The organism is Lacticaseibacillus sp. 30 (assembly GCF_053819265.1).
Genome location: NZ_JBSOQX010000031.1, coordinates 1 through 22,018, shown reverse-complemented (window position 1 = coordinate 22,018; position 22,018 = coordinate 1). Strand labels below are relative to the sequence as shown.

The window sequence follows — 22,018 nt, the reverse complement described above, 5'->3', positions numbered from 1 at the left end:
GGTGACGGCTGAGTGATGAATTGATCGCATTCTGATTAGTCCAAAAACTTTCACAAAATAATGAAGATCCGCAGTTCAATCGTCTGGTCACTTCAGACGATTGAACTGCGGATCTTTTGTTGGACAAAGGTGCGAACGCGGTGAACTACTTTGTAAACTGAAAAGAGGTAGAACAACTTTATGATTCATTGTGCGCGTGCTCTCTTAAAAAGCGAAGAATATTCTCTGGTTTTTGAGCCGGTTCAGCAAGTATTCTCAGAAAACTTGGTTTCTCCAATAAATTCATTAGATCCTGTAAAACAGACAAATGATCAGTTGTATTCACCGCACTGAGTACAAAAATATATTTGACAAAGCGGCTATTTAATTCATCGAAAGCAATCGGCTGATTGAGCACACCGAAACTGATGGCAACCCTCTTTGCACCTTGGTTTGGATTAGCATGAGGCAACGCGACTTGGGGTGCAATGATATAAGAGTCAAACGAATTTCGACCATGTTTTTGAATGATGGCGTCTACATAACCTTGAGTCACTGCTTTGTCAGTAACAAGGGGCGAGGCTGCAATGCTAATCGCCTGTTCCGGTGTTCTGGCCTTAATATTAAGTTGAATATAATCAGGTTTTAAGACATCTGCCAACGACAATTCCTTTTCACGATTGGTGGTCTTTGCTCGGAACAACTTATCATTTAGACTGCGGCGAATCTTTGCAAGCAGTTCCGGATTATCAATGTCACGGCCAATAACAGTCATGATGGAACCCAGCGTTGGAATGGCATAGAAAGTCGAAGACATCTCGCTGTTAACTCTTTGGATCAGATTATATTTCTCTTCACTTGTCATAATCGGGTTGATAATGAAGCAAGGTTTTTTCTTTGTGAACAATTCGCTTCGATAAAAAGTTGAAAAGATCATATCAATTTCATCTAGATGTTGGTCCAGGTCAACATACCGAAATGGTTTCAAGAATTTAATGTTTGGAAAAAGATTCGTGAGTTGCAGATAGGCCAAGGCTGAACTACCGATCCCGTTCGGACACACAATGGCAGCAGTGACCAAGTCGGTTTTCCTACTGTCAGCTGAGTAAATAAAGCTAATAAGATGAATGGTCAAAAAGGCGATTTCAGCATCAGGCACTTTCCCAAGACGGTTCTCAAAGGAGCGCAATGCTTGAGCTACCAGCCTAAAGATTTCACCGTACTCTTCGATCACTTGATCTGTGAGCGGATTAATAATGGGATAATCGAATTGCAGTCGGTAATACATGGATCTGAAGTGAGTGAATATCTGCTGCGTGACTTGATGCACATCATTAAAAGCTATGCCAGAAACATCCGAGAATCTTTGAACCAGCTGATTGGTGATGGTAAAGATCTCTTGATCCAGTTTAAGATCGTCAAGTCCGCCAATGCTGAGACTCAAAGTAATGGTCGTTAGATAATCAATTGCCGTTCTTTGATTGATGCCATTTTGGACTAGCAAATCTTGAGAAAACGCGTATTCGTTAGTTGATTCAATATTCATCTTACGAGCCTTCGCCGGCAAGTAATCTGGTTTCATTCGGAGCCGACTGACCATAAAGATAAAAATGTAACCAAATTCCAGCATTCGATTTTCCACGAAGTTAATGTGATGAAACTGTGCAGTTTGAGCCACTTTTTTTAAAAATGATGGGACATCAACTTGCTGGATTAAATTTGCACAGGTGTTTAAAAGATCGGATTCATTCTTGAAAAGCTCGCCAGAAATGGTTTTGATCATAAAAGAACGAATTCGATTTTCCTGACCCTCCAATTTGTAGCCAGATTGTCGATCGTAGTGGATGTGAAGTTGTGATTTCAGCAACGCTTTTTCAAGTGACTTCAAGTCTTTTGAAATCGTTGATTGGCTTACCTGCAAGTATTGCTGAAGATGAACTAGAGATAAATAGTCATCGCGGCAGGCCAATAACAATTCCAGAAAAAGCTGACGTTCCTCAGTACTTAGGGCGTACCGATTAAGAGAGGTCAAGTTTTTTGAAGCACGGAGCGTGAGCAAGTAATTGTAGGCATCATTGGGAACCATGATATAGGCACCATCTGTGTCAATCAGCGACTGCTCATGATCTGAGAGGTTTTGATTTAGCTTTTCAATGGCATAGTCAATTTGTCTACTGGTAAGTTTTAGTTGAGATCTCAATCTACTTTTAGTTAAGATCGGATGTTGAATAATTGTATCGATAATCTGTAGTTGTTTAATGTCTAGCATGATTGCTCCCTTCAATCTTCGGTCCCATTTGAAAGATAGGAACGATTCGTTAAATACGAGAAAAGATATTGGGCAAAAAGCCGGGTCCTGTTGACCTGGCTTTTTGAGACACCCTATTCACCCGTGATGACGAAACGAATCGATTTTTTTTCTGAATTCGGAAGCATTCGCGGTGATTTGGTTTGTACTGCCCTTTGTTAGAGCCCCGCCAACGCCGACAACTTCAACACCAGCCTTGAACCAGTCAACAACGTTTTCAACGGTGACACCGCCTGATTCAAGGAGCGGCATATACGGAATAGGCGTTTTAATCGTCTTGATGACTTCCGAACCAAGTAATCCGCCATACGGGAAAAACTTAATGAATGTTGCACCAGCGCGCATTGCGGTTACTGCTTCTGTTACAGTTGTGCAGCCCGGGGCGTATGGAATTTGATATTCATTACAAAGACTCGCTACATCAGTATCAAACATCGGCGAATAAATAAAACCAACACCATGAGCGATAGCGTCTTTTGCTGTTGGCGCGTTCAAAACAGTCCCCGCGCCGACAAGAATCTGGTCACCTAAAGTTTTATGAACGGCATCGATTGCCTCGGGAGCATCTGCATTGGTGTAACTCACTTCCATGACGTCAATGCCGCCCTTGACGATGCTTTCAGCAATCTCGACGACGCGACTAGGGGTAGCACGGACGACTGCTAAAGCACCGCTGTCTAATATCCGTTTTGTTAAATCAAATTTTTTCAAGGTTATCCTCCTATAAACGTGTTTACTGGTGTAGAGACATGCACATAAGGGCATTGGCCACAATAACCAAACAAAGTACGGTCATCACGCTCAACGCTGCTTATGCTCCATATCAGCTCACGCTCTATCTCCTCTAGATAATTGCCTGTGCCTTGTAGTTCTCAACCATATTGGCAATATCTTGACTGAGTTTGTCACTCGGTGCTGGCATTCTAGCAGGGAGCCGAGATGGACCGACATTAATGCCAGACGCAGTGACGGCGGCTTTTAGAGCAACAGGAGTTGTCGCGCCGTGCAAAACACTTCGAAGAGGTTCAATATTTTGCTGACATTTCTCAGCCGTTTCCAAATCACCATTTTGATATGCCATGTAAATGTTGACATCATTTTTCGTGAGTAGGTTCGCTGTTGCTGCGATGGCCCCATCACCACCCATTTTTAGAAATGGGAGAATCTTTGAATCCGAACCAACTAGAACGGAGAAGTCTTTGTTACGCCGTTTGTCTAAATAACCTTGGAGATTTTGAAGCTTGCCTGAACTATCCTTAATGCCAATGATATTTGGGTGTGCAGATAATTCAGCAATCGATTCTGGTTCGATATTGATACCGGTTTTTCCAGGCATGTTATAAAGCATGATGGGCACTTTAACAGCATTAGCGACTGCTTCGTAGTGTTTGATCAATTCATCTTGTGAAGGCGCCACAAAGTACGGACTAACAAGTGACAAGGCATCTGGCTCCAATGCAGCAACGCGCTTACTGAGATCAATCGTTTCAGCCGTACCATTTAAACCAGTACCAACCAGCACTTTGATATGATGATTGACATAATTAATGACAAAGGAACTAAAGACAATTTTTTCCTCTGCGGAGAGTAGATAAGCTTCGCCATTTGTACCTAAGATGAAAACACCCGCAATATCTGATGCCATGAGATGATCAAGTAGTTTGGCGGTACGTTTGTAATCAATTTCTTGATTATCTGTGAACGGTGTCACCATTGCGACAAAGATACCGGACATAAGTGGCATAAATGAAACTTCCTTTCTTAAGACGACAAGCATTTGCTTAATGGAAAAGATGCAGGAAACCGTTCAACAATGATCCAACAACGTTATAGTCGACATTTGGGAAAGTTGAAGTGGTAATGCCCAAACCGGAAAGTGTTGGATACAGTAGGACAGGCAGGAAGGCTAACAGTAGCCCGACAACAAATGATCCGAGAATTGCGCCACGCCAGCCGCCTGTTGAATTTCCAAAGATGCCAGCAGTGCCGCCTGAAAAGAAGCAAATATGTGCTGCAGGAATAATGACCATGGGGAAGTGGAATATGACCATAATGACAATTGCGATTAATCCAGCAGCATATGAACTAAGGAAGCCGACTAAAACAGCTGTTGGTGCGAACGGGAAAATTGTTGGCACATCCAGTGCTGGACGGGATCCTGGAATAAACTTATCGGAGATAGCAACGAATGCAGCTGTGATTTCAGCTAAGAACATCCGAACACCAGTCATCAGGACGGAAATGCCGGCAGTAAAGGTCAATGCTTGGATCAGAGGGAAGACTAACCAATCTACGGTGCCTGCGATTTTTTGGACTTCTGTTTTACCGGCCGCAATCGCAGCAACATAGAAGAGAATTAACATGACAAACGCAACACCCATCAAAAAGTCTTTAAAGAAAGAAAGCCACTTAGGGAACTTAATGTTTTCGGTTGTTTCGTCGGCATGTTTTTTGAAAATACCGCCAAGTAAACCGGATAATGCATAGCCGATCATGTTAAAGTGGCCAATAGCTTGGAAGTCGCCACCAGTGATCTTCCGCATAAAGGGCTGGCAGAGTTGCGGTAAGAAAGCCGACATAAAGCCGAGAAGTGTACCGCCAATAATAATGGCCCAAGTATTGCCGATCCCGTTTGCTTTGAGCACTAATGCTAAAACACATGCGAAGAACAGGCTGTGACCACCTGTAAAGAACACATTTTTAAAAGGTGTAATTCTGGCAAACACTAGGTTCATGACAAATCCGGAGATGAGCGTCATCGAAACGATAAAACCGTATTTGTTTTGCGCCAGTGCAGTTGCAGCTTCAGGTGAGGCTATAACGCCAACAAGATGAAAGCCCTTCGTGAACATTGTGTTGAAGTTCTGCAACGCTCCGGTCATTGTTGCTGCACCAACACCGAAGATCAGAAACCCAATTGCGGTTTTTGCTGTTCCTGTAAAGATCTCAGTTGGGTGTTTGTGTTGGGCACAAAGTCCGATGAATGATACGACTGCCAGCAAGATTGCTGGCGTTGATAGTAAGCTAACTAGAAAATGCATCTTTTAATCCCCCCATTACGTCACGCGTTTTCTCACTTTTGTTTAGCGTTTAAATCAGCCAGAGCCTTGGTAATCTTTTCAAATATTTCTTTCTTGTCTAAAATGTTGCGGATCCCTACGATTTCCTTCTGAATGCCTTCTTCTTTTAAGTCATCTGCTACATCACTCAAGGTGACAACAATCGGGCCATCAAAACTTGAAAGACCATCAAGTGAAGCATGTTGAACTTCAACTGGTAAATCGTGTTCTGCAATAACCTCATTCAACTTGATTTTCAACATTAAACTGGAACCAACGCCTGCACGGCAAGCAACTAAAGCCTGAATCATTTTGACCACTCCTTAATTAAATAGTTGTAACTGCTTTATTAACATAATTCATGATGTCTTGCGGAACCTTAGCGCCATCAAGCACTTGATAAAAGGCGTCATCAGACAGTAACTGAACCAATTCCTGCATAGCCTTAAGATGGGATGTACTGTCCGTTGCACTTAAAGTGAAAATGTATTTAACCGGATCATTATCCGGATTACTGAAATTAACGCCTGGTACAAGTGTCGTTATGCCCATTGCAAGTTTTTTCGCACCGTCTTTGCTAGGTGCATGAGCTAGAGCAACATGCGGTGCGATAACAAAGTAAGGACCATATTCCTTGACTGAGCGGATGATTCCTTCGACATAATGTTCAGTGACATCATTGTTATCAATTAGCGGCTGTGCGGCTTGATGGATAGCATCCTTCCAATCGACCGCTTTGATCGCTAATTGAATCAACTTTGGATTTATCACTTTTTCGATCATTTACAACACCACCTGTTCCTTGGTACGACTATAATGTAAGCGCTTGTATAACGGCTCTACAAGAGTCGATGGTTGTCTTCATTGTTTTTGAGCCCACAATTTCTGCAACTTCGTTAGATTGAAAATTAATGAAAACAAATGAGGATGCGGAGTTGTGTATAAATTCACAATTAAATTTTTAGAGACTTGTCAGTCGAAAAACAAAAAGTGAAAGGAAAGTTTGTTGCCTTTGATGATACAACGATCTAAAAATCGAATAGTGAAGGGAGATGCTCTAGAATGACGAAAAAATATACAGAATTAATTCACAAATACATGCGAAGAGAAATTCATGCCATGTCTGAAATAGAACAGAATATTGACAATTCTTATACTGAGATTCTCCAAACCTTGCTTGATCTCCATGGAAAAGTCGTGTTTATGGGTGTGGGGAAGTCAGGGCATATCGGTAAAAAGCTAGCAGCCACATTTGCAAGTACAGGAACGCCAGCATTTTTTGTTCATGCGACAGAGAGTGTACATGGTGACCTTGGAATGATTTCTTCTAACGATGTTGTCATCTTAATTTCGAATAGTGGCGAGACTAAAGAAATTCTTGCGCCTATTCGATCACTAAAAATTATGAATGTTCACACGATTGCTTTTACTGGCAACTCAAACTCATCATTGGCAGAAGCGAGTGATCAGGTGCTTTTGATTCCTGTTGAATCAGAAGCAGACGATATGAACTTAGCACCAACAAATAGTTCAACTGCTGTTTTGATGGTTGGTGATGCGATTGCTTGCGCACTTTCATCGATTAGAAACTTTGGGCCAAAGGATTTTGCTGTTTTCCATCCAGCGGGTACGCTTGGGCGTAAGTTGCTTGGAGAAAAAGCTGTTTAAGTATGTGGATATCGTATTCACAAAGTTTCTCAAAGGTGAAGTGATAATCTTTACTACGCTATAGCTCTCAAACTGAGAAAACGAAAAATAGTGTCAATGATTTCCAGGGTGGAAATTGTTGACACTATTTGTTTGTTAACGTAAATGAGATTCATGGTTGGCATGTTCATACCAGTGTTAAAAGCAAAATTACATTAACAAAGCTGTCACACTATTTTAAGAGTCGCCATAGCGTACTTCTGCTGATACCAAGTTGCTTAGCAGTTTGAGTCTTGTTTCCGCCATTGTGTTTTAACAGAATAGTTATAATTTGCTGTTGTATTTCGTCTAATGTTTTACCTTCAAATAACGAGAGCGGATTGAAGGTACCCTTGTCACGTTGCTTTTCAATATAGCGATTTTCTTCGCTAAAGATCATTTGCTTGACGGATTCACTAGAAATAAAGGGACCATTCGCGTTGATAACAAATTGTTCTAGAACGCGTTTTAGTTGTGATAAGTTCCCAGGCCATGAATATGAATCAAGAATGTGCATGCCGTCTTGATTAATACCGACCACACTTTTTCGATGTTGCTTAGAGAATTGATAGAGGTACAGACTTATCAGTGATCCTAAATCTGACTTTCTCTGGCGCAGCGCAACGGTGGTGATTTGAAAAGCAGAGTGAAAAAGGTCGATTATTTGAATTTCTTTGTCATTTGATTCACAAATCAATATATAGATATTACCAGTCGTCTCCGACATCGCGTAAAAGCTATGCAGCGCCTTAAGTTGATCATCATTCAATGTTTCAACACCGTCAATAATAAACAATGAATGATGATCCAGTAGAGGTGAAGTATCGTCATTGAACAATCGCCAGTAATCAGATTTTGAGGTCATTCTGGTAAAGTCGATTTTCCAATAGTGTCTAAGCTTGATCAGTGATGCCATGTGTTCAGCCGCAGCGAGTTTCGCCGTCCCCTTTTCACCGATCAGGAGCACATTACTTTTGGCTTTCGCGGCTTTTTGTATGTCCTTGGATAAGTTGCCAATATTGACTGAGCTGACATCCTGTTTTGGTGCGGGGAGAAAATTACTTATTGGCGCCGTTTGGGAAGAAGATATTTGAAGCGGACTGACTAATACAAACCAGAGTGCATTTCGTAGTTTTGCATTGATCCTATATAGTTGGCCTTCTGATCGTGAAAATAGTGTCAACGTATCTGTTGACGAGTTGGCAAGCGTTCCTTTTAGTTCGCGGAGAACGGCTTGGCTTCTTTTTTTGGAGAACTTTTCGTTGTTTTGATAAACTAGACTGCCTTGTTTACTCATAACCATAATGGTTTCATCAAATGCCATCAGAGTCTTGTCAATTAGACGATATTGTTCAGTCCTTTTCTGAAGTTCTGTTCCTAGGTAACGTGCCGCCACTAATGCGTTCTGAATACTTTCATCACCTGATTCAATCAAAATAGAGTTCAAATTGTTCTTTCGAGCTTCATTAAAAGTGATATTATCACCAATAATCATGCTGTATCCTTGTTTCTTAAGGCCTGCAATGATTTCCGGTAATTCTGCAGAAGATGAGATCGTGATAACTTGCAATTCTTTGCTAAGAATCTGACCTAGAAGTTTGATTTTCTCAGTGACATTTGAGAAACCGATAAACGCATAGTTATATTTATATACTTCTACAAGGCGAATGACTCTTAAGATATCCAGGAGTGACAGATCAATTTCAACTAGTGGTCTGTCTATATATTTCGCAAGTAGTTTTGCTGTACCACCGCGAGAGATAACAACATCAAATTTAGATGCCTTTTTTTGAGCGATAGCCAATCCTACACTCAGATCACCAACGTAAGACTCAACGTAAAGTGTTTTAAAATCCTCAGCTATTTCATCAATTTTTGTTTTCAGGTTTTGATACGGTGCAATTGCAAGTACTTTAAGCATCTTAAACCTCCTGAGCGTTTCAGATTGAAACGCTTTTTAAAAATTACTTAGGGAATTTATCGAGCGTTTCAAAAGAGAGCACATTTTGAACATATTCCGTTTGAGCATTTTTTGCAAGCGCTTTACATTGTATTTAATGCAAGAAGGAGGTAGCAAGATGCACATTTTAAAAACGGTTAAGAAACTGCCGGGCGGAATGATGGTCGTTCCGCTGCTCTTAGGAGCATTAACAAATACATTTTTCCCTCAGTTTTTTGAACTTGGCGGCTTTACAGAGGCACTCTTTAAAACCGGAGCCATGGCATTGCTGGCAGCGTTCTTATTTTGTAGCGGTGCACAGATCAGTATTAAAGAGGCAGGTGTTTCAGTCTACAAGGGTGTTGTTTTGCTCATAACCAAAGTTGGCATTGGTGCCGTCTTGGGTGTTCTGGTTAATCATTTCTTCGGACTTGCGGGTGTCTTTGGGTTGAGCCCGTTAGCAATTGTGTCTTCGATGACCAACAAGAATGGCGGCCTGTATGCCGCACTTGCTGGTGAGTATGGGGATGCAACAGATGTTGGGGCGACATCGATTATTGCTTTAAGTGATGGTCCCTTCTTTACCATGATTGCTTTCGGAGCAACCGGCTTGGCAAAGATTCCGATAACGGCATTAATTGCAGCTATCATGCCAATCCTAATTGGGTTTATTCTTGGTAATGCCGACTCCGAAATTCGTAAGTTCTTGGCACCTGGGACAACCTTACTCATACCATTCTTTGCATTTCCGTTAGGTGCTGCTTTGAACCTTAGCCAACTTGTTGACGCTGGCATTAGTGGTATTATTTTAGGAATCTTCTGTACAGTTGTTACTGGATTAGCAGGGTATTATGTTTATAAATTGCTGAAAATGAAATTTCCTCAAGTTGGAGCGGCCGTGGGAGCCACTGCTGGTAACGCGATTGGGACACCTGCAGCTGTTGCTGCAATTGATCCCGCATTTAGACAAGTCGCTGCTCAGGCGACAGCCCAAGTTGCAGCAGCAATTATTGTCACCGCGCTTCTATGTCCTTTGCTTGTGAGCTTGCTGGATCGGCATGAGAAGAAAATCCATCCAGAAAGGCATAGCGAGTCAGTTGCAGAAAAGGAAATGGAGGTGATCGAAAATGAACAAGGGTAAGCATCTTATTATCGCCGATGATTTTACCGGTGCTAACGACACTGGCGTACAACTTAAGAAAAATGGTTTCCAGACTGAAGTGATGCTATTTCCCACTGGTGATACCATCGATCATGCCATTGTTCTGGATACAGAGTCGCGCACTATTCCGGCAACAGCAGCATTTGAAAAGGTTGCGACACTAACAAGCAAAATCATGGAACAAAATCAGTTTGATCTAGTCTATAAGAAAGTCGACTCCACAATTCGAGGCAATATTGCAGAGGAAATCCATGCTGTAGCGGATAAGTATCAGCCGGATTTGATCGTTGTTGCCCCAGCATTACCGACGGCGGGTAGGACGACTGTTAAAGGTGTTCAGATGTTGAATGGAAAGCCGTTAATGCAGACGGATATTGCGAACGATCCGTTAAACCCCTTATGGACTGACGATATTGTTAAGATGCTGAAAAAGGAATTTGGATCAGAGGTTGCACTTGCAAAAACCGATACTAACGATTTATCGCCAAGGTCGTCAAAGGTTCTGGTTTTTGATGCTATTACTGATGAAGATTTAACAGTGATTGCAAAATTTGCGCAATCTTTGAAGAAGCGCATATTGTATGTGGGCTCAGCTGGATTAGCTGGTGCACTATTCCAAAAAAGCAGGATTGCAAAACCGAGTTTAGCAGTCGTTGGATCTATTAGCGAAACCAGTTTAAAACAGATGGCATATGCTGTAGATGCTGGTACAGCAATCATAACGGTTCAGATAAACGATATGTTGAAACCTGATAGGAAAGCACTAATTACAAAATACCAGGCGATGGTTCGATCAAAACTGAAAGAAGGCAAAAATACTGTTCTTACTGTAACTCGACGAAAAGAAGACTATCAAAAAACAATTGACGCTTTTAAAAAAATGGGCACAGTTGATAGATCAGAAATTAGTCGGATTGTCCGAGAGAATCTTGCCGCAATTGCTTCTGGAATCGTCAAGAACGAAAGTATTAGCGGGCTATTCTTAACAGGTGGTGATACAGCGATCGAAATGATTCGATCATTGAATGCGAGCGGCTCTGAAATTCAATCAGAGATAATGCCAGGCGTTGTGCTAAGTAAATTAGTCGGCGGGGTTGCAAGCGGTCTAAGAATCGTGACTAAAGCAGGTGCATTTGGCAGCGAGGACACACTTTTCCAAAGCCTGAAAATACTTAACGAGGAAGGATAAAAATGACACATTTTATTGGGATTACAATTGGAGACCCGTCTGGAATTGGACCGGAGATTTCACTCAAGGCCTTAATGAAAAACGAGCAATATTTGAATGAAAGTATTATTTTTGGATCTAAGGAAATCATGACGTACTATGCCGATCTCTTAAAGATTAAGACGCCTTTGAATTTCATCAAAGATGTCGATCAGTTTGAAGCCGGAAAAATTAATATCTATAATGTCATGGATATTCCGTTAGATAAGATTCCAATTGGCGAAGTAAGCCCTATTTCAGGCGACGCAGCATTTCAGTTCTTAAAAGTGGCAATTGATTTAGCAATGAAGAAGAAAATTGGTCCTGTTGTGACAGCGCCATTAAATAAAGATGCGCTTCACAAAGGCGGGCATAATTTTGATGGTCATACTGAAATCTTTGCTGAGTTCACTGGCACTAAAAAATACACGATGATGCTATGGAGCAAAAAACTCGCGGTTGTACACGTTTCGACACATGTGCCGCTGCGTAAGGCGTGTGACCTTGTGACAAAGGCTCGAGTTGAAGAATGTATTGATTTAGCTAACAGTGCGATAAAGCGTCTTGGTATAAGCAAGCCTAGAATTGCTGTTGCAGGTTTAAATCCGCATGCTGGTGAAGATGGCTTATTCGGCGATGAGGAAATTAAGGAAATCAATCCTGCCGTAAAGGAGAAGCAGTCACAAGGGATTGACGTGCAGGGCGCTCTACCGCCAGATACCGTTTTCTTGAAGGCTTCACAGGGCAAGTTTGATATTGTTGTTGCAATGTATCATGATCAAGGACACATTCCAATGAAACTATTGGCTTTTGATGAAGGTGTTAATGTTACGCTCGGACTGCCAATTATTCGAACATCAGTTGATCATGGGACGGCTTTTGATATTGCTGGAAAGGGCATTGCTAATGAATCGTCGATGTTAGCTTCAATTGCGCTTGCGATAAAGTTTGGTCACAATGCGTAATTAATAGTTGTGCCGTGTTGATGTTTGGAAAGAGATTTCTTGATGATTACTCGTTTATGAGCGTATTCGAGTTGTTAAAATCAGTTGAATTTTAAGGTGCGCTTGCTTTCGGGCAGGCGCTTTTTTTGTAAAAAACTATTATGTACAGAAGTATCTATTCAGTTGATATCGTTAATAGAATATTTTGTTTTAGAATTAATAATAGTTAACGGGGTTCTCAAAACTTATGTAATCGGTTACAATTTTAAATGAATCCATATCATACAAGGGGGACTTAGAGTGAAAAAAATTTGGATAGGTGTAGTTTCAATATTACTGTCGGTGGCGTTAGTGAACCCAGTCAATAGTCAAGCAATCACGATGACTAAGAAGCAGGCCCAAGAGGTTACTGAAACGGTTCAAAAGACAATGCCAACAGAACAGCGTGTCAGCGATTTAGAGGATGCGGCTATTTACTACTATTGGAATGGTGGCCAACTCAAGAAGAACGAGAAAAAGGTTTTTAAGGGTATCACCATCAAGAGTAATTTCGATGTCATTGAGCAGTTATTTAAAGAAGCAATCAAAATTGATCCGCAGAATTTGAATTTACAAATGGATCTAGCCTCTACTTATCGGATGCAAAATAATAATGCGGCTGCGGCAAAGATGTGGCAGAACATTTTGAAGAAGGACCCTACGAACTTTGACGCACGGCTTAAACTTGCTGCTTTTAGTAGCGTTACAGGTGACACGGCTACGTATGACGATAACATTGCCAAACTTCAGGCACAGAACGCAGAGAAGACCGCGACTTTCACGAAGGCGTTTAGCCAAATTGATGAGATTGGCAAGTTGGACATTCAGACCAAGATACCAAATGACTTGCCTAAAGATAGTCATCACTACTTTGTTGTTCTCGGTTATGCTTTAAGTCCAAATGGTAAGATGCAACCAACGATGAAAAAGCGACTTGAAATTGCTTTGAAAGCAGCTAAGAAGTATCCCAAGTCAAAGATTTTAGTTGCTGGCGGCGTTCCGGAGAATAAGTTGACTGAAGCAACGGTTATGCAGAAATGGCTAGTCGCGCATGGCATCGCCAAAAAGCGAATCGAATTAGAGGATTTGTCAACGAATACCGTTGAAAATGCCCTGTTTTCAGTGCGCGAACTAGTTGATAGAGGGGCAACAGGTGCGACACTCATTACGAGTGCCACCCACATGCGCCGAGCATTTTTACTGTATCGAATGGCGGGGGACATTGTTCTTGCAAGCAATACATCTAAGAACGATAAGGCACCTGTTCTCACACAGGTTGCGTACGTGGACGATAAAAAGATCCTTAATAACTATGGTACGCCAGAGAAAAATGCCATTACGGACGATGTGTTACGACTTAATGGCGTTTGGCAGTTACCAGGATTGCAGCGGTAATTGAACTGAATGGTGAAGCATCGTTTTTGAAAAAAAGATCCAAATAGCATCAAATTGATATAGTCGTTCTTCAATTAATGGGACGGCTATTTTTGCGTGGCATTCACATTATTTGAATGTCAGAGGTTAACCTAATGACGTAAGGCGAAACGATACCCTTTTTATCTATAGAAGTTAATACTTGTAGTGCTTCGGAGGCTACCGAATCTTTTTGACGCGAGTTTCAGGTAGATGTCCACAAACCCAATGTCCGAACCTATGGACACCAGATTATGTCGATTGGCAATGGGCTTCACTGTACTATATTTGTAAGCGGTTGCACGTGTGAGGAGGTGTTGCAATAGTGAATCATGTTGGGGATCTCGATCGAGCCTTGTTGGACTATTTGTCTCGCAGTGCCGGTTTTGTCAATGCAGCAGAGGTTGCGGCAGCACTAGGCACGTCAACAAAAACGATTTATCGCCACATTGATCAAATTAATGAGCAATCGGATGAACCTGTGATTCAAACGATTCGTGGGAAAGGTGCGAGGCTGTTGCCGAGTGCATTGCCTGATCTTAGTTCCTCCAATGAGCAGATGGACAGTGCTAGTCAAAGTAGTCTTGAACGAAGAAATCAGGTGTTGGAACAGCTGCTATTTCGAGCACCAGTAAAAATGTCATTGGATGATTTGTATACGGAACAATATGTGAGCGATGCGACGATTGATAATGATTTGCTGTATCTCAAGCGACGATTGGCCAAGAAAAAGTTGGTGCTGATACGGACCAGTAATACCGTTCATATCGAAGGCGAAGAAACACGAATTCGTGAACAACTCAGTGCGGTTTTGCAAAACATGTCCACGATTACCACTGGCGGCACGATTGAAGGCATTACAGATTACGACCAGCAATTCATCACAAGACAGGTGCAAGTGATTGAACAAGCGACCGGCGGCAAACTGGCTTATCCGTATAATGTGAATATTTTGTCGCACTTGTACATCTTAATTCAACGCGTTCGTCGTCAAGGAAAAGTTGAGCGGCTCAAGATTGTGAATAGCGTGGAAGTTCGCAAGTTGATGCTGCAGAATATGCATCTTTATCGATTGGCTGAAATTATTATTGACAACACTGAAAATTACTTGGCTAAACAGTTGCCACCAGAAGAAACGGATTATCTCTTTCAATATTTAATTTCTTCAGGAATTGACAATGAAACGCCTAACGTCAAAATGCTTTCATACAGTCCCAAAGTTCATGAGGTTTCGGCTTTTCTCATTAACTATGTCAATAAGCACTTACCAACTGCGCATATTCAACAAACGACTTGGCGGGAGTTAGCCGGTCATGTGGCACCGCTCATTAATCGATTGGAAAACAATATTGCCGTCACAAATGGGTTGTTAACTGATATTAAACGTGAATATGCCAGTTTGTTCGAGGTTTTAGCTGAGGGTACACAGCAAGCGACTAAAAAATTTGCCTTACCTGAAATTTCTGAAAACGAGATTGGTTTTATCGTCATGTATTTTGCCCGGTTTTTGGAACAGCAGGATCATAAGATTCAAACGTTGGTCATTTGCGCCAGCGGTATTGGCACATCGGAACTGCTCCGAGTCAAACTAGAAAAAACATTTAGAGAATTAAAGATTGACCAAACTGCGACAGGGTTATTCACCGATATTGATCTGAACTCACTTAAAAATACGGATTTGATCGTCTCAACTATTGATCTAAAAGGTTCGCAGTATGACAAACTAGCAATCCCAAAGGTATTAGTGAGCGCTGTGTTGTCAAATTTAGATAAGGAGAAGATTCGCCATGCCATTAAAGCAATCGAGTAATGTGCAGTTGATCAAAATGAGCGCGCCATTTGATCAGACTCATCTTTTTCAAGTCATCGCGACCAACATTCAGCGAGATGTCCCTGAGTTGACGGCAGCAGAGGTTCGCCAACGCATCATGGAACGGGAGCACGAAGGAGAAACGTATATCGGCTATGGTGTTGTCTTATTGCACCTGATCTCTGATGCGGTCTCGGAGGCAGGGGTGCTGCTGATCAAATCCGCGATACCCATGCGTTGGCGATCTGCTTACTCAGGTGAGGATCATCTTGTCGATAAATTCGTGGTACTAGCCATTGCTGCTCACGGCGACGATGGCGCTAAGCTTCGGCCGATCATGCAACAGTTGGCGGACGAAGCATCAACTAATCAATTGTTCGAAATGGAGTGAATGTTATGGAGAAGACAAGCGTGAATCATTTCTTCTCGGATCGCGTGATTACTTTTGATCAAACGTTTTCTGATCGCAACACAGCATTGAAAGCGGTTGCAGATCAATTATTAAAGGCGGGAGCTGTCGCGCCGACTTTTGAAAAGGCCATTATTGCGCGGGAACAAACCTATCCCACTGGCTTGCAATTAAATGATGGTATTGGCGTGGCGATTCCGCATACGGATGCCGATCAGGTTATCCATGATCAGATTGGTTTTGTTTCTTTAAAAACCCCAGTTGAATTTCGGCAAATGGCGAGTGCCACAGACGTTGTGTCTGTTAATTATTTATTTGTTCTGGCGCTCAAAACAGCGCATCAACAGTTGGATATGTTGCAGAAATTAATGGGATTGTTTGCTGATGATGCAGAAATGACAGCTTTTAGGAAAATTAAGACAGCAGATGACTTCATTCATTTCATGACGGAACAGGGTGTTTTGTAACGGCACGTGTGGGAAATTTTGCAGCAAGGCAGTTGTTTAAAGAGAGCGTGAACAAGCGCTCTTATCTGGAAATTTCTGCGACTGTAAACGCGTTTAAAGGAGGAGAACTTCAATGCAAGTACTTCAATGGATCGTCAATTTAGGGGCGAGTGTCTTCTTGCCAATACTATTGTTTCTTTTTGGGCTCGCATTGCGAATCAAACCAGGCAAAGCGTTTAAATCCGCACTGACAATTGGGATTGGGTTTATTGGTCTGAACTTGGTGATTAATTTACTGACAACCAGTTTAGGACCAGCAACAAAGTCAATGATCAGTAATTATGGTTTGCATCTCAGCAGCATTGATGTTGGGTGGCCGGCAGCTTCAGCGATCGCATATGGCACAGCATTAGGCGCGATGGCTATTCCCGTTGGCGTTGGTACGAATATTATTTTGCTGATTCTTGGCCTAACCAAAACGCTGGATGTCGATATTTGGAATTATTGGCACGTCGCGTTTGCCGGTTCCATTTTGTACACACTGACAGGCAACATGTGGCTGGGACTTGCCACGATGGTTGTGGTGACCATGTTCACGTACTTCTTCGCTGATCTGAGTGCACCAACTGTCGGCAAGTATTACGGTTTGGAAGGCATTTCCTTCCCGCATGGTTTGTCAGCCCCAGGTTACGTCTTCGCGTTGCCATTCAACTGGTTGTTTGATCGGATTCCTGGCATCAACAAGATCCATCTGGACGCTGAAACAATTCAAAAACGCCTAGGTGTGTTTGGTGATACGACGGTCATCGGCGCCATTATCGGGTTAATCATCGGCTTTCTTGCCCAACAACCACTGAATAAGGTTCTGAACCTGGCTGTCAGTATGGCAGCGGTCATGATGTTGATGCCGCGCATGGTTTCACTGCTGATGGAAGGCTTAACGCCTATCTCTGAAGGCGCCAATGACATGATCAAAAAGCATTTTCCAGGTCGTAGGTTATACATCGGGATGGATAGTGCTTTGGCCATTGGACAAGGTTCCGTTTTGTCATCAGCACTGCTGTTAGTGCCGATTACGTTACTACTTGCCATTGTTTTGCCAGGGAACAAGGTCTTACCGTTTGGTGATTTAGCAACGATTCCATTCTTCATCGCATTGTTTGCCGCCGTTTTTAAAGGCGATATTTTCAGAACCGTGGTGGCGGGGACCGTTGATATTGCGATTAGCCTCTATGTTGCGAGTTGGGCGGCGCCGTTGATCACCAAACTAGCCAAGGCTGCCAGTTTCAATATGGGTGGCAACAACTCTATCTCAGCCTTGAGTGATGGCGGATTGTGGACCAACTTTATCTATCTCATGATGGGTGAAAAGTTCCAGTGGCTCGGCGTCGGCGTGTTGTTCATCGTTGCTTTGGGTTTACTATTCTGGCTTAACAAAGTCCGGGACAAGCAAGAAAAAGTTACAGCCTAAGTTCATTGTAGCTAGAAAACATGAGATGCAGCCTGATTGTTAGGCCGGCTCGTGCTTACAAAAAAGGAGAAAAATCATGACACAAAAGTTATTAGTTATCTGCGGTACCGGTGTTGCAACTTCAACTGTCGTCATGGGCAAGCTTAAGACTTGGTTGGACAATCAAGGACTTACAAAAGACGTGACGTTGTACCAAAGCAAAGTGGCTGAGGAAGTCAATCATATTGATGATTATGACATCGTTGTTTCCACAACATTGGTACCAGATTCGATTAAAGAGAAAGTCATTGATGGTGTGCCGTTGCTGACCGGCATTGGTGCCGACAAAGTTTACGACAAGATCAAGCAGGATATCGAAACAGGAAAGGAGAAAAAATAATGCTCATTTCTTCAAAAAACTTGTTGTTAACGGCGCGCGAAGGTGGTTTTGCGATTCCACACTTCAACTTTTGGGATGAAATGTCAGCCCGCGCCCATGTAGCAGCTGCTGAGAAGAAAAATGTGCCGATATTGTTGGCATGGGCACAGAAGCATGAAGCCGATATTGATATTGATGAAGCTTTGATCCTAGGAAAATTCTATGGCGCTCATGCCAAAGTTCCGATTGTCCTGCATCTAGATCATGGGTTCTCACCAGACTTGGTTAAGTATGGCATTGATCATGGCTTTACTTCGGTCATGATTGACGCCTCTGCTGAAAAGTTCGATAAAAACGTTGCCGTGACGAAGGATGTCGTTGATTATGCCCATCAACGCGGGGTCGTTGTTGAGGCGGAAATCGGCCATGTCGGCACTGGCTTGAGTGCGGATGACGCCAATCAGTATACCGAGGTTGAGGCGGCTGTCGAGTTTGTTAAACGTACCAACGTTGATTCTTTAGCCGTGTCAATCGGCACCTCGCACGGGGTTTATAAGAGTGCCAAGACACCACATCTGAATTTTGAGCGGCTCAGTGAATTGCGACAAGCAGTTGCAGTGCCATTGGTTCTCCACGGTGGGTCGTCATCTGGTGATGAGAATTTAAGCAAGGCCGCGGCACTGGGTATCACTAAGGTCAATATCTACACTGACTTGGCCAATGCTGCCTTGCATGCAGCCCAAGCAGAGCCTTATGAAAGTGTTCTTAAGATGATCGAAGCCGAACAGAAAGCAGTTGAAGCACTGGATGAGCACTATGTTGATGTTTTCAATACGGCCAAGTTGCATCAAGTTGAAGAGAAAACGGTACTCGGTGCGCTGTGAGTTTCAATCTTTTCAAGAAAGGGTGATGTTGGAATGGCAAGTGTTAAGAAACCTTTTTTCATTGTGAATCCTAAGTCGTATCTTTATGGTGATGATGCCGTGAAGCTGGCAAAAATTGCGGATGAGATTGCTGCCGAAAAGCATCTTGACTGTTTATTTACGGGGCAACTGATTGATCTGCCACGGATCAAGGCGGCAACGAGCCACTTGATCATCACGGCACAGCACATGGACCCGCTGCTTCCCGGCCGTGGCATGGGCCATGTTTTACCTGAAGCCCTGAAAGCTGCGGATGTTGAAGCGGTTGTCCTGAATCATGCTGAAAATCCGCTGGAAATCGGTGTTTTGGATAAGACGATTACCCGTGCTAAAGCGGTCGGTTTAATGACCATTGTCTGTTCCGACACGCCTTCTGAAAGTCGCGCGATTGCGAGTCTGCACCCAACCATGATGATTTGCGAACCAACCAGTTTAATTGGGACCGGAAGTATCAGCAATGATGACTATATTAAAGCAACCAATGATGCCGTTCGCAGTGTTGATCCTGACATTTTGATCATGCAAGCAGCTGGCGTTAGTACTGGCGCAGACGTCAAAAAGGTATTGGCATTGGGTGCTGATGGAACTGGTGGCACAAGCGGTATTATTAATGCCCCTGATTGGCGCGCAAAATTGACGGAAATGATGGGTGCAATGGTGGCATACAAGGAGGCACAGTTAGCATGACAGTTAAAAGTGAAGTGTTGGATCTAACTTCAAATGGCCATCGGGTGACATTTCATAATGTGACTGATCAGGTGAAACAATTTGTGAAGGCCAGTGGCGTTCAAAATGGCATTTGTGTCGTTCAATCACCACATACGACTTGTTCGGTGATCTTTGAAGAATTTACGCATGATCGGGACTTTAATGGCGACGAGTATCTGCTAGTCGGTATGAGCCGTCAACTGGATAAATTGGTCCCGCGAGAACTCACGGAAAATACGAACTATAAGTATCCTGGCCCTAAGCATATTGACTTCCTGCATAGCATTCAGGACAACCCTGCCTATAAAGGTGATGATGGCACTGTTTTGAATGGAGATGCCCACATTCGAGCTTCAATGTTCGGCGCAAGCGAAACTTTTGTGATTCGTGATGGTGAGATTCAAACCGGATCAGTTGGGTCTATTTACTTTGTTGACTGGGACCAAAATCGCGTCCGTACAAGACATTGCAATGTGCTGGTACAGGGTGAAGCTTGATGGCAGGTATTTTTAGATAAACACTATTTTAACGAATTAAAAAACGCCTAGAATCTTTGCGACTCTAGGCGTTTTGCTATTTGGTATGGCATAATGGATGAGACAAGAAAGTGAATGACGGTTGGCAAATCCAACGTATTGTGAGGTGATCGCCTATGCGCGATGATCAAAATCTATACGAAGGGAGGTGCCTAGTTGTCCGTTGCTGACGCCTTGATGCTGATGCTGGTCTTTGGTGGTTTCATACTATCATTGATTGCACTCATCGTCACGATTGTGGTAGCAATTCTAGACAATCAAAAAGACCGTCACTAAAACTTTTGACAGAGTTTGACGGTCTTAATTGATTGCTTAAACGAATGTTGACCGTCTTCAACGGTCTTGTCAAGGGAGTACTGGTTACGGCCGGTGCTCCCTTTTGTATCTTCATTATAGCATGCAGGATCTAAGCGCTGCAATGATGTTGATTTTAATCCTAGACAGCAAAAAAGACCGTCACTAGATTTCTGGCAGGAAGTCTAACGGCCCTTTGACTGTAAATGCCAGCCGTCTTAAGCGGCCTTGTCAGGGGAGTACTGGTAGCAGCCACTGCTCCCTTTTGTGTCTCCATTATAGCATGCGGTATCAAGGCGTCACAATGATGTCGATTTTAAAGTTATAGGATTAAAATTGAAAAATGCAAAAAAATAATGTCGTATTTTACCGTTTTATAGTCCGCCTATACCTTCAAGCGACGTTAAAAGCTAAAAAGACGACGTTTAAATTTTAGGCAGCAAAGAGTGTTCAAGGTCTTGTATATTATTAATTGAGAGAGCTCTCAACTTAACTACAACGTGTTTTCTTATAAGAGAGGGTGAGAATAACTAATAGAAATTAAGCTGAGCTAAACACTTTGGACTTTGTAGATAGAGGGTTACTAGGATTTCAGAAAGATGAGGTAATAAAATTATGCAGAATAGTCAGGCATTGAATTTAAAGGAAATGGAAACGATCGTTGGAGGATATGGGCAAGGTGATTGCCTTGCAACGATTGCGGGAACTGCTGCTACTGGCGTGAAAGGTGGTGCTACAGCAGGTGCAATAGCAACAACTGGACCATTTGCCGGTGTCGGCGCTCTTGCTGGAGCCGTCAGTGGTGGAACCTTGGGTATTACTGCTGGTGGTTTAGCATGCCTAGTTGGGTTTGCATTAGGAGGCGAATAATCTTATGAAAATTCAGTTTGGTGAAGATATCAAAGTTGAACAACTTTCCGTTATTATTGGCGGGAAAAAGGGAATTGATTGGGGTAAGGTTGGCGCCGCCGGTGTTGGGTGCGGTCTTATCACCTGGTGGACTGGACCCGGCGCAGTTGCAGATGGCGCGTTGTGTGCTGCTACACAATTTTTTGGTGAAGTTCTGAAAAACTAATGAGTAATTGGAATTTTGTTTTCAGGATCATATGTTTGGAAATCATTTTAGTAATAATATTCACAATTGTTAGAATACTTTGGTTGGTTCATCGTAATCGTCGTGATTTGATTCGAAGACGGTTGCTGGACTCAATGTGGATAGGCTTTATCGGCATATGTACGGTTGTTATCCCGATGATTTTCGGTTTCTAGATATTGTCCTGACCAATATCCCGCTCCGCAAGCAACTCATGAAATAGTTATATCGCAT

The 22,018-nt window shown here is 42.7% G+C and carries 23 protein-coding genes; 16 read left to right on the top strand and 7 right to left on the bottom strand.

Translation table 11 applies throughout. The annotated features are described in order from the left end of the window. Positions 1-178: 178 nt before the first annotated feature. From ACWPAB_RS14025 to ACWPAB_RS14000, 6 genes are all read right to left on the bottom strand, one after another. Positions 179-2,248: a BglG family transcription antiterminator gene (locus ACWPAB_RS14025; protein WP_003585834.1), complete on the bottom strand. Its 2,070-nt coding sequence runs from the start codon at positions 2,246-2,248 to the stop codon at positions 179-181. A gap of 117 nt (positions 2,249-2,365) precedes the next feature. After that, a complete protein-coding gene (locus ACWPAB_RS14020) occupies positions 2,366-2,998 on the bottom strand; it encodes a beta/alpha barrel domain-containing protein (RefSeq protein WP_016371035.1) in 633 nt (210 codons plus the stop codon). A gap of 133 nt (positions 2,999-3,131) precedes the next feature. After that, positions 3,132-4,031, bottom strand: a complete 900-nt coding sequence (gene dapA, locus ACWPAB_RS14015) for a 4-hydroxy-tetrahydrodipicolinate synthase (protein ID WP_003585830.1) — start codon at positions 4,029-4,031, stop codon at positions 3,132-3,134. A gap of 37 nt (positions 4,032-4,068) precedes the next feature. After that, on the bottom strand, positions 4,069-5,328 hold the full coding sequence (locus ACWPAB_RS14010; RefSeq protein WP_003568007.1) for a PTS ascorbate transporter subunit IIC: 1,260 nt from the start codon (positions 5,326-5,328) through the stop codon (positions 4,069-4,071). 32 nt (positions 5,329-5,360) lie between these two features. After that, a complete protein-coding gene (locus ACWPAB_RS14005) occupies positions 5,361-5,657 on the bottom strand; it encodes a PTS sugar transporter subunit IIB (protein WP_003568006.1) in 297 nt (98 codons plus the stop codon). A 16-nt stretch (positions 5,658-5,673) separates the two neighbouring features. Continuing rightward, a complete protein-coding gene (locus tag ACWPAB_RS14000) occupies positions 5,674-6,129 on the bottom strand; it encodes a PTS sugar transporter subunit IIA (protein WP_003568005.1) in 456 nt (151 codons plus the stop codon). 279 nt (positions 6,130-6,408) lie between these two features. Here ACWPAB_RS14000 and ACWPAB_RS13995 point away from each other — a divergent pair, with 279 nt between their 5' ends. After that, positions 6,409-7,014: a KpsF/GutQ family sugar-phosphate isomerase gene (locus ACWPAB_RS13995; protein WP_003585828.1), complete on the top strand. Its 606-nt coding sequence runs from the start codon at positions 6,409-6,411 to the stop codon at positions 7,012-7,014. A gap of 211 nt (positions 7,015-7,225) precedes the next feature. Here the strand turns inward: ACWPAB_RS13995 and ACWPAB_RS13990 are convergent, their stop codons facing one another. Beyond that, the gene (locus ACWPAB_RS13990) at positions 7,226-8,953 is read right to left on the bottom strand and encodes a sigma-54-dependent transcriptional regulator (RefSeq protein ID WP_003585826.1); all 1,728 of its coding nucleotides are present in this window, start codon (positions 8,951-8,953) and stop codon (positions 7,226-7,228) included. 157 nt (positions 8,954-9,110) lie between these two features. Between ACWPAB_RS13990 and ACWPAB_RS13985 the strand changes: the two genes are divergently transcribed. The 15 genes from ACWPAB_RS13985 to ACWPAB_RS13915 all read left to right on the top strand — a co-directional run bounded on the left by ACWPAB_RS13985 (position 9,111) and on the right by ACWPAB_RS13915 (position 21,766). Beyond that, positions 9,111-10,112, top strand: coding sequence for a 2-keto-3-deoxygluconate permease (locus tag ACWPAB_RS13985; protein WP_003585824.1), 1,002 nt, complete (start codon positions 9,111-9,113; stop codon positions 10,110-10,112). Next, positions 10,099-11,322 (top strand): four-carbon acid sugar kinase family protein, encoded by a 1,224-nt coding sequence (locus tag ACWPAB_RS13980; RefSeq protein ID WP_003585822.1) that lies wholly within the window; start codon positions 10,099-10,101, stop codon positions 11,320-11,322. Before ACWPAB_RS13985 ends, ACWPAB_RS13980 begins: the two co-directional genes overlap by 14 nt. 2 nt (positions 11,323-11,324) lie before the next feature. Next, entirely contained in the window at positions 11,325-12,305 is a 981-nt protein-coding gene (pdxA, locus tag ACWPAB_RS13975) for a 4-hydroxythreonine-4-phosphate dehydrogenase PdxA (protein ID WP_003568000.1), read from the top strand. A 330-nt stretch (positions 12,306-12,635) separates the two neighbouring features. Further along, entirely contained in the window at positions 12,636-13,718 is a 1,083-nt protein-coding gene (locus tag ACWPAB_RS13970) for an ElyC/SanA/YdcF family protein (protein ID WP_032773090.1), read from the top strand. Positions 13,719-14,061: 343 nt separating this feature from the next. Next, the gene (locus ACWPAB_RS13965) at positions 14,062-15,546 is read left to right on the top strand and encodes a BglG family transcription antiterminator (RefSeq protein WP_016380998.1); all 1,485 of its coding nucleotides are present in this window, start codon (positions 14,062-14,064) and stop codon (positions 15,544-15,546) included. Next, complete coding sequence (locus tag ACWPAB_RS13960) at positions 15,524-15,937, top strand: PTS sugar transporter subunit IIA (RefSeq protein WP_003567997.1); 414 nt, start codon at positions 15,524-15,526, stop codon at positions 15,935-15,937. The genes ACWPAB_RS13965 and ACWPAB_RS13960 overlap by 23 nt, the downstream gene beginning before the upstream one ends. A 5-nt stretch (positions 15,938-15,942) precedes the next feature. Then, positions 15,943-16,422 carry a PTS sugar transporter subunit IIA gene (locus ACWPAB_RS13955; protein ID WP_003576701.1) on the top strand — a complete coding sequence of 160 codons (480 nt, stop codon included), beginning with the start codon at positions 15,943-15,945 and terminating at the stop codon, positions 16,420-16,422. 112 nt (positions 16,423-16,534) lie between these two features. Then, positions 16,535-17,872: a PTS galactitol transporter subunit IIC gene (locus ACWPAB_RS13950; RefSeq protein WP_003585814.1), complete on the top strand. Its 1,338-nt coding sequence runs from the start codon at positions 16,535-16,537 to the stop codon at positions 17,870-17,872. 76 nt (positions 17,873-17,948) lie between these two features. After that, the gene (locus ACWPAB_RS13945) at positions 17,949-18,251 is read left to right on the top strand and encodes a PTS sugar transporter subunit IIB (RefSeq protein WP_003579875.1); all 303 of its coding nucleotides are present in this window, start codon (positions 17,949-17,951) and stop codon (positions 18,249-18,251) included. Then, entirely contained in the window at positions 18,251-19,114 is an 864-nt protein-coding gene (locus ACWPAB_RS13940; protein ID WP_003585812.1) for a class II fructose-bisphosphate aldolase, read from the top strand. The genes ACWPAB_RS13945 and ACWPAB_RS13940 overlap by 1 nt, the downstream gene beginning before the upstream one ends. Positions 19,115-19,147: 33 nt before the next feature. Further along, positions 19,148-19,840, top strand: a complete 693-nt coding sequence (locus ACWPAB_RS13935) for a triose-phosphate isomerase (RefSeq protein ID WP_003567991.1) — start codon at positions 19,148-19,150, stop codon at positions 19,838-19,840. After that, complete coding sequence (locus ACWPAB_RS13930) at positions 19,837-20,358, top strand: YjbQ family protein (RefSeq protein ID WP_016380999.1); 522 nt, start codon at positions 19,837-19,839, stop codon at positions 20,356-20,358. Before ACWPAB_RS13935 ends, ACWPAB_RS13930 begins: the two co-directional genes overlap by 4 nt. Positions 20,359-20,553: 195 nt before the next feature. Beyond that, the gene (locus ACWPAB_RS13925; RefSeq protein ID WP_003567987.1) at positions 20,554-20,673 is read left to right on the top strand and encodes a putative holin-like toxin; all 120 of its coding nucleotides are present in this window, start codon (positions 20,554-20,556) and stop codon (positions 20,671-20,673) included. 633 nt (positions 20,674-21,306) lie between these two features. Further along, positions 21,307-21,561 carry a Blp family class II bacteriocin gene (locus ACWPAB_RS13920; RefSeq protein WP_003567986.1) on the top strand — a complete coding sequence of 85 codons (255 nt, stop codon included), beginning with the start codon at positions 21,307-21,309 and terminating at the stop codon, positions 21,559-21,561. 4 nt (positions 21,562-21,565) lie between these two features. Further along, the gene (locus ACWPAB_RS13915; RefSeq protein WP_003567983.1) at positions 21,566-21,766 is read left to right on the top strand and encodes a hypothetical protein; all 201 of its coding nucleotides are present in this window, start codon (positions 21,566-21,568) and stop codon (positions 21,764-21,766) included. Positions 21,767-22,018: the final 252 nt, after the last annotated feature.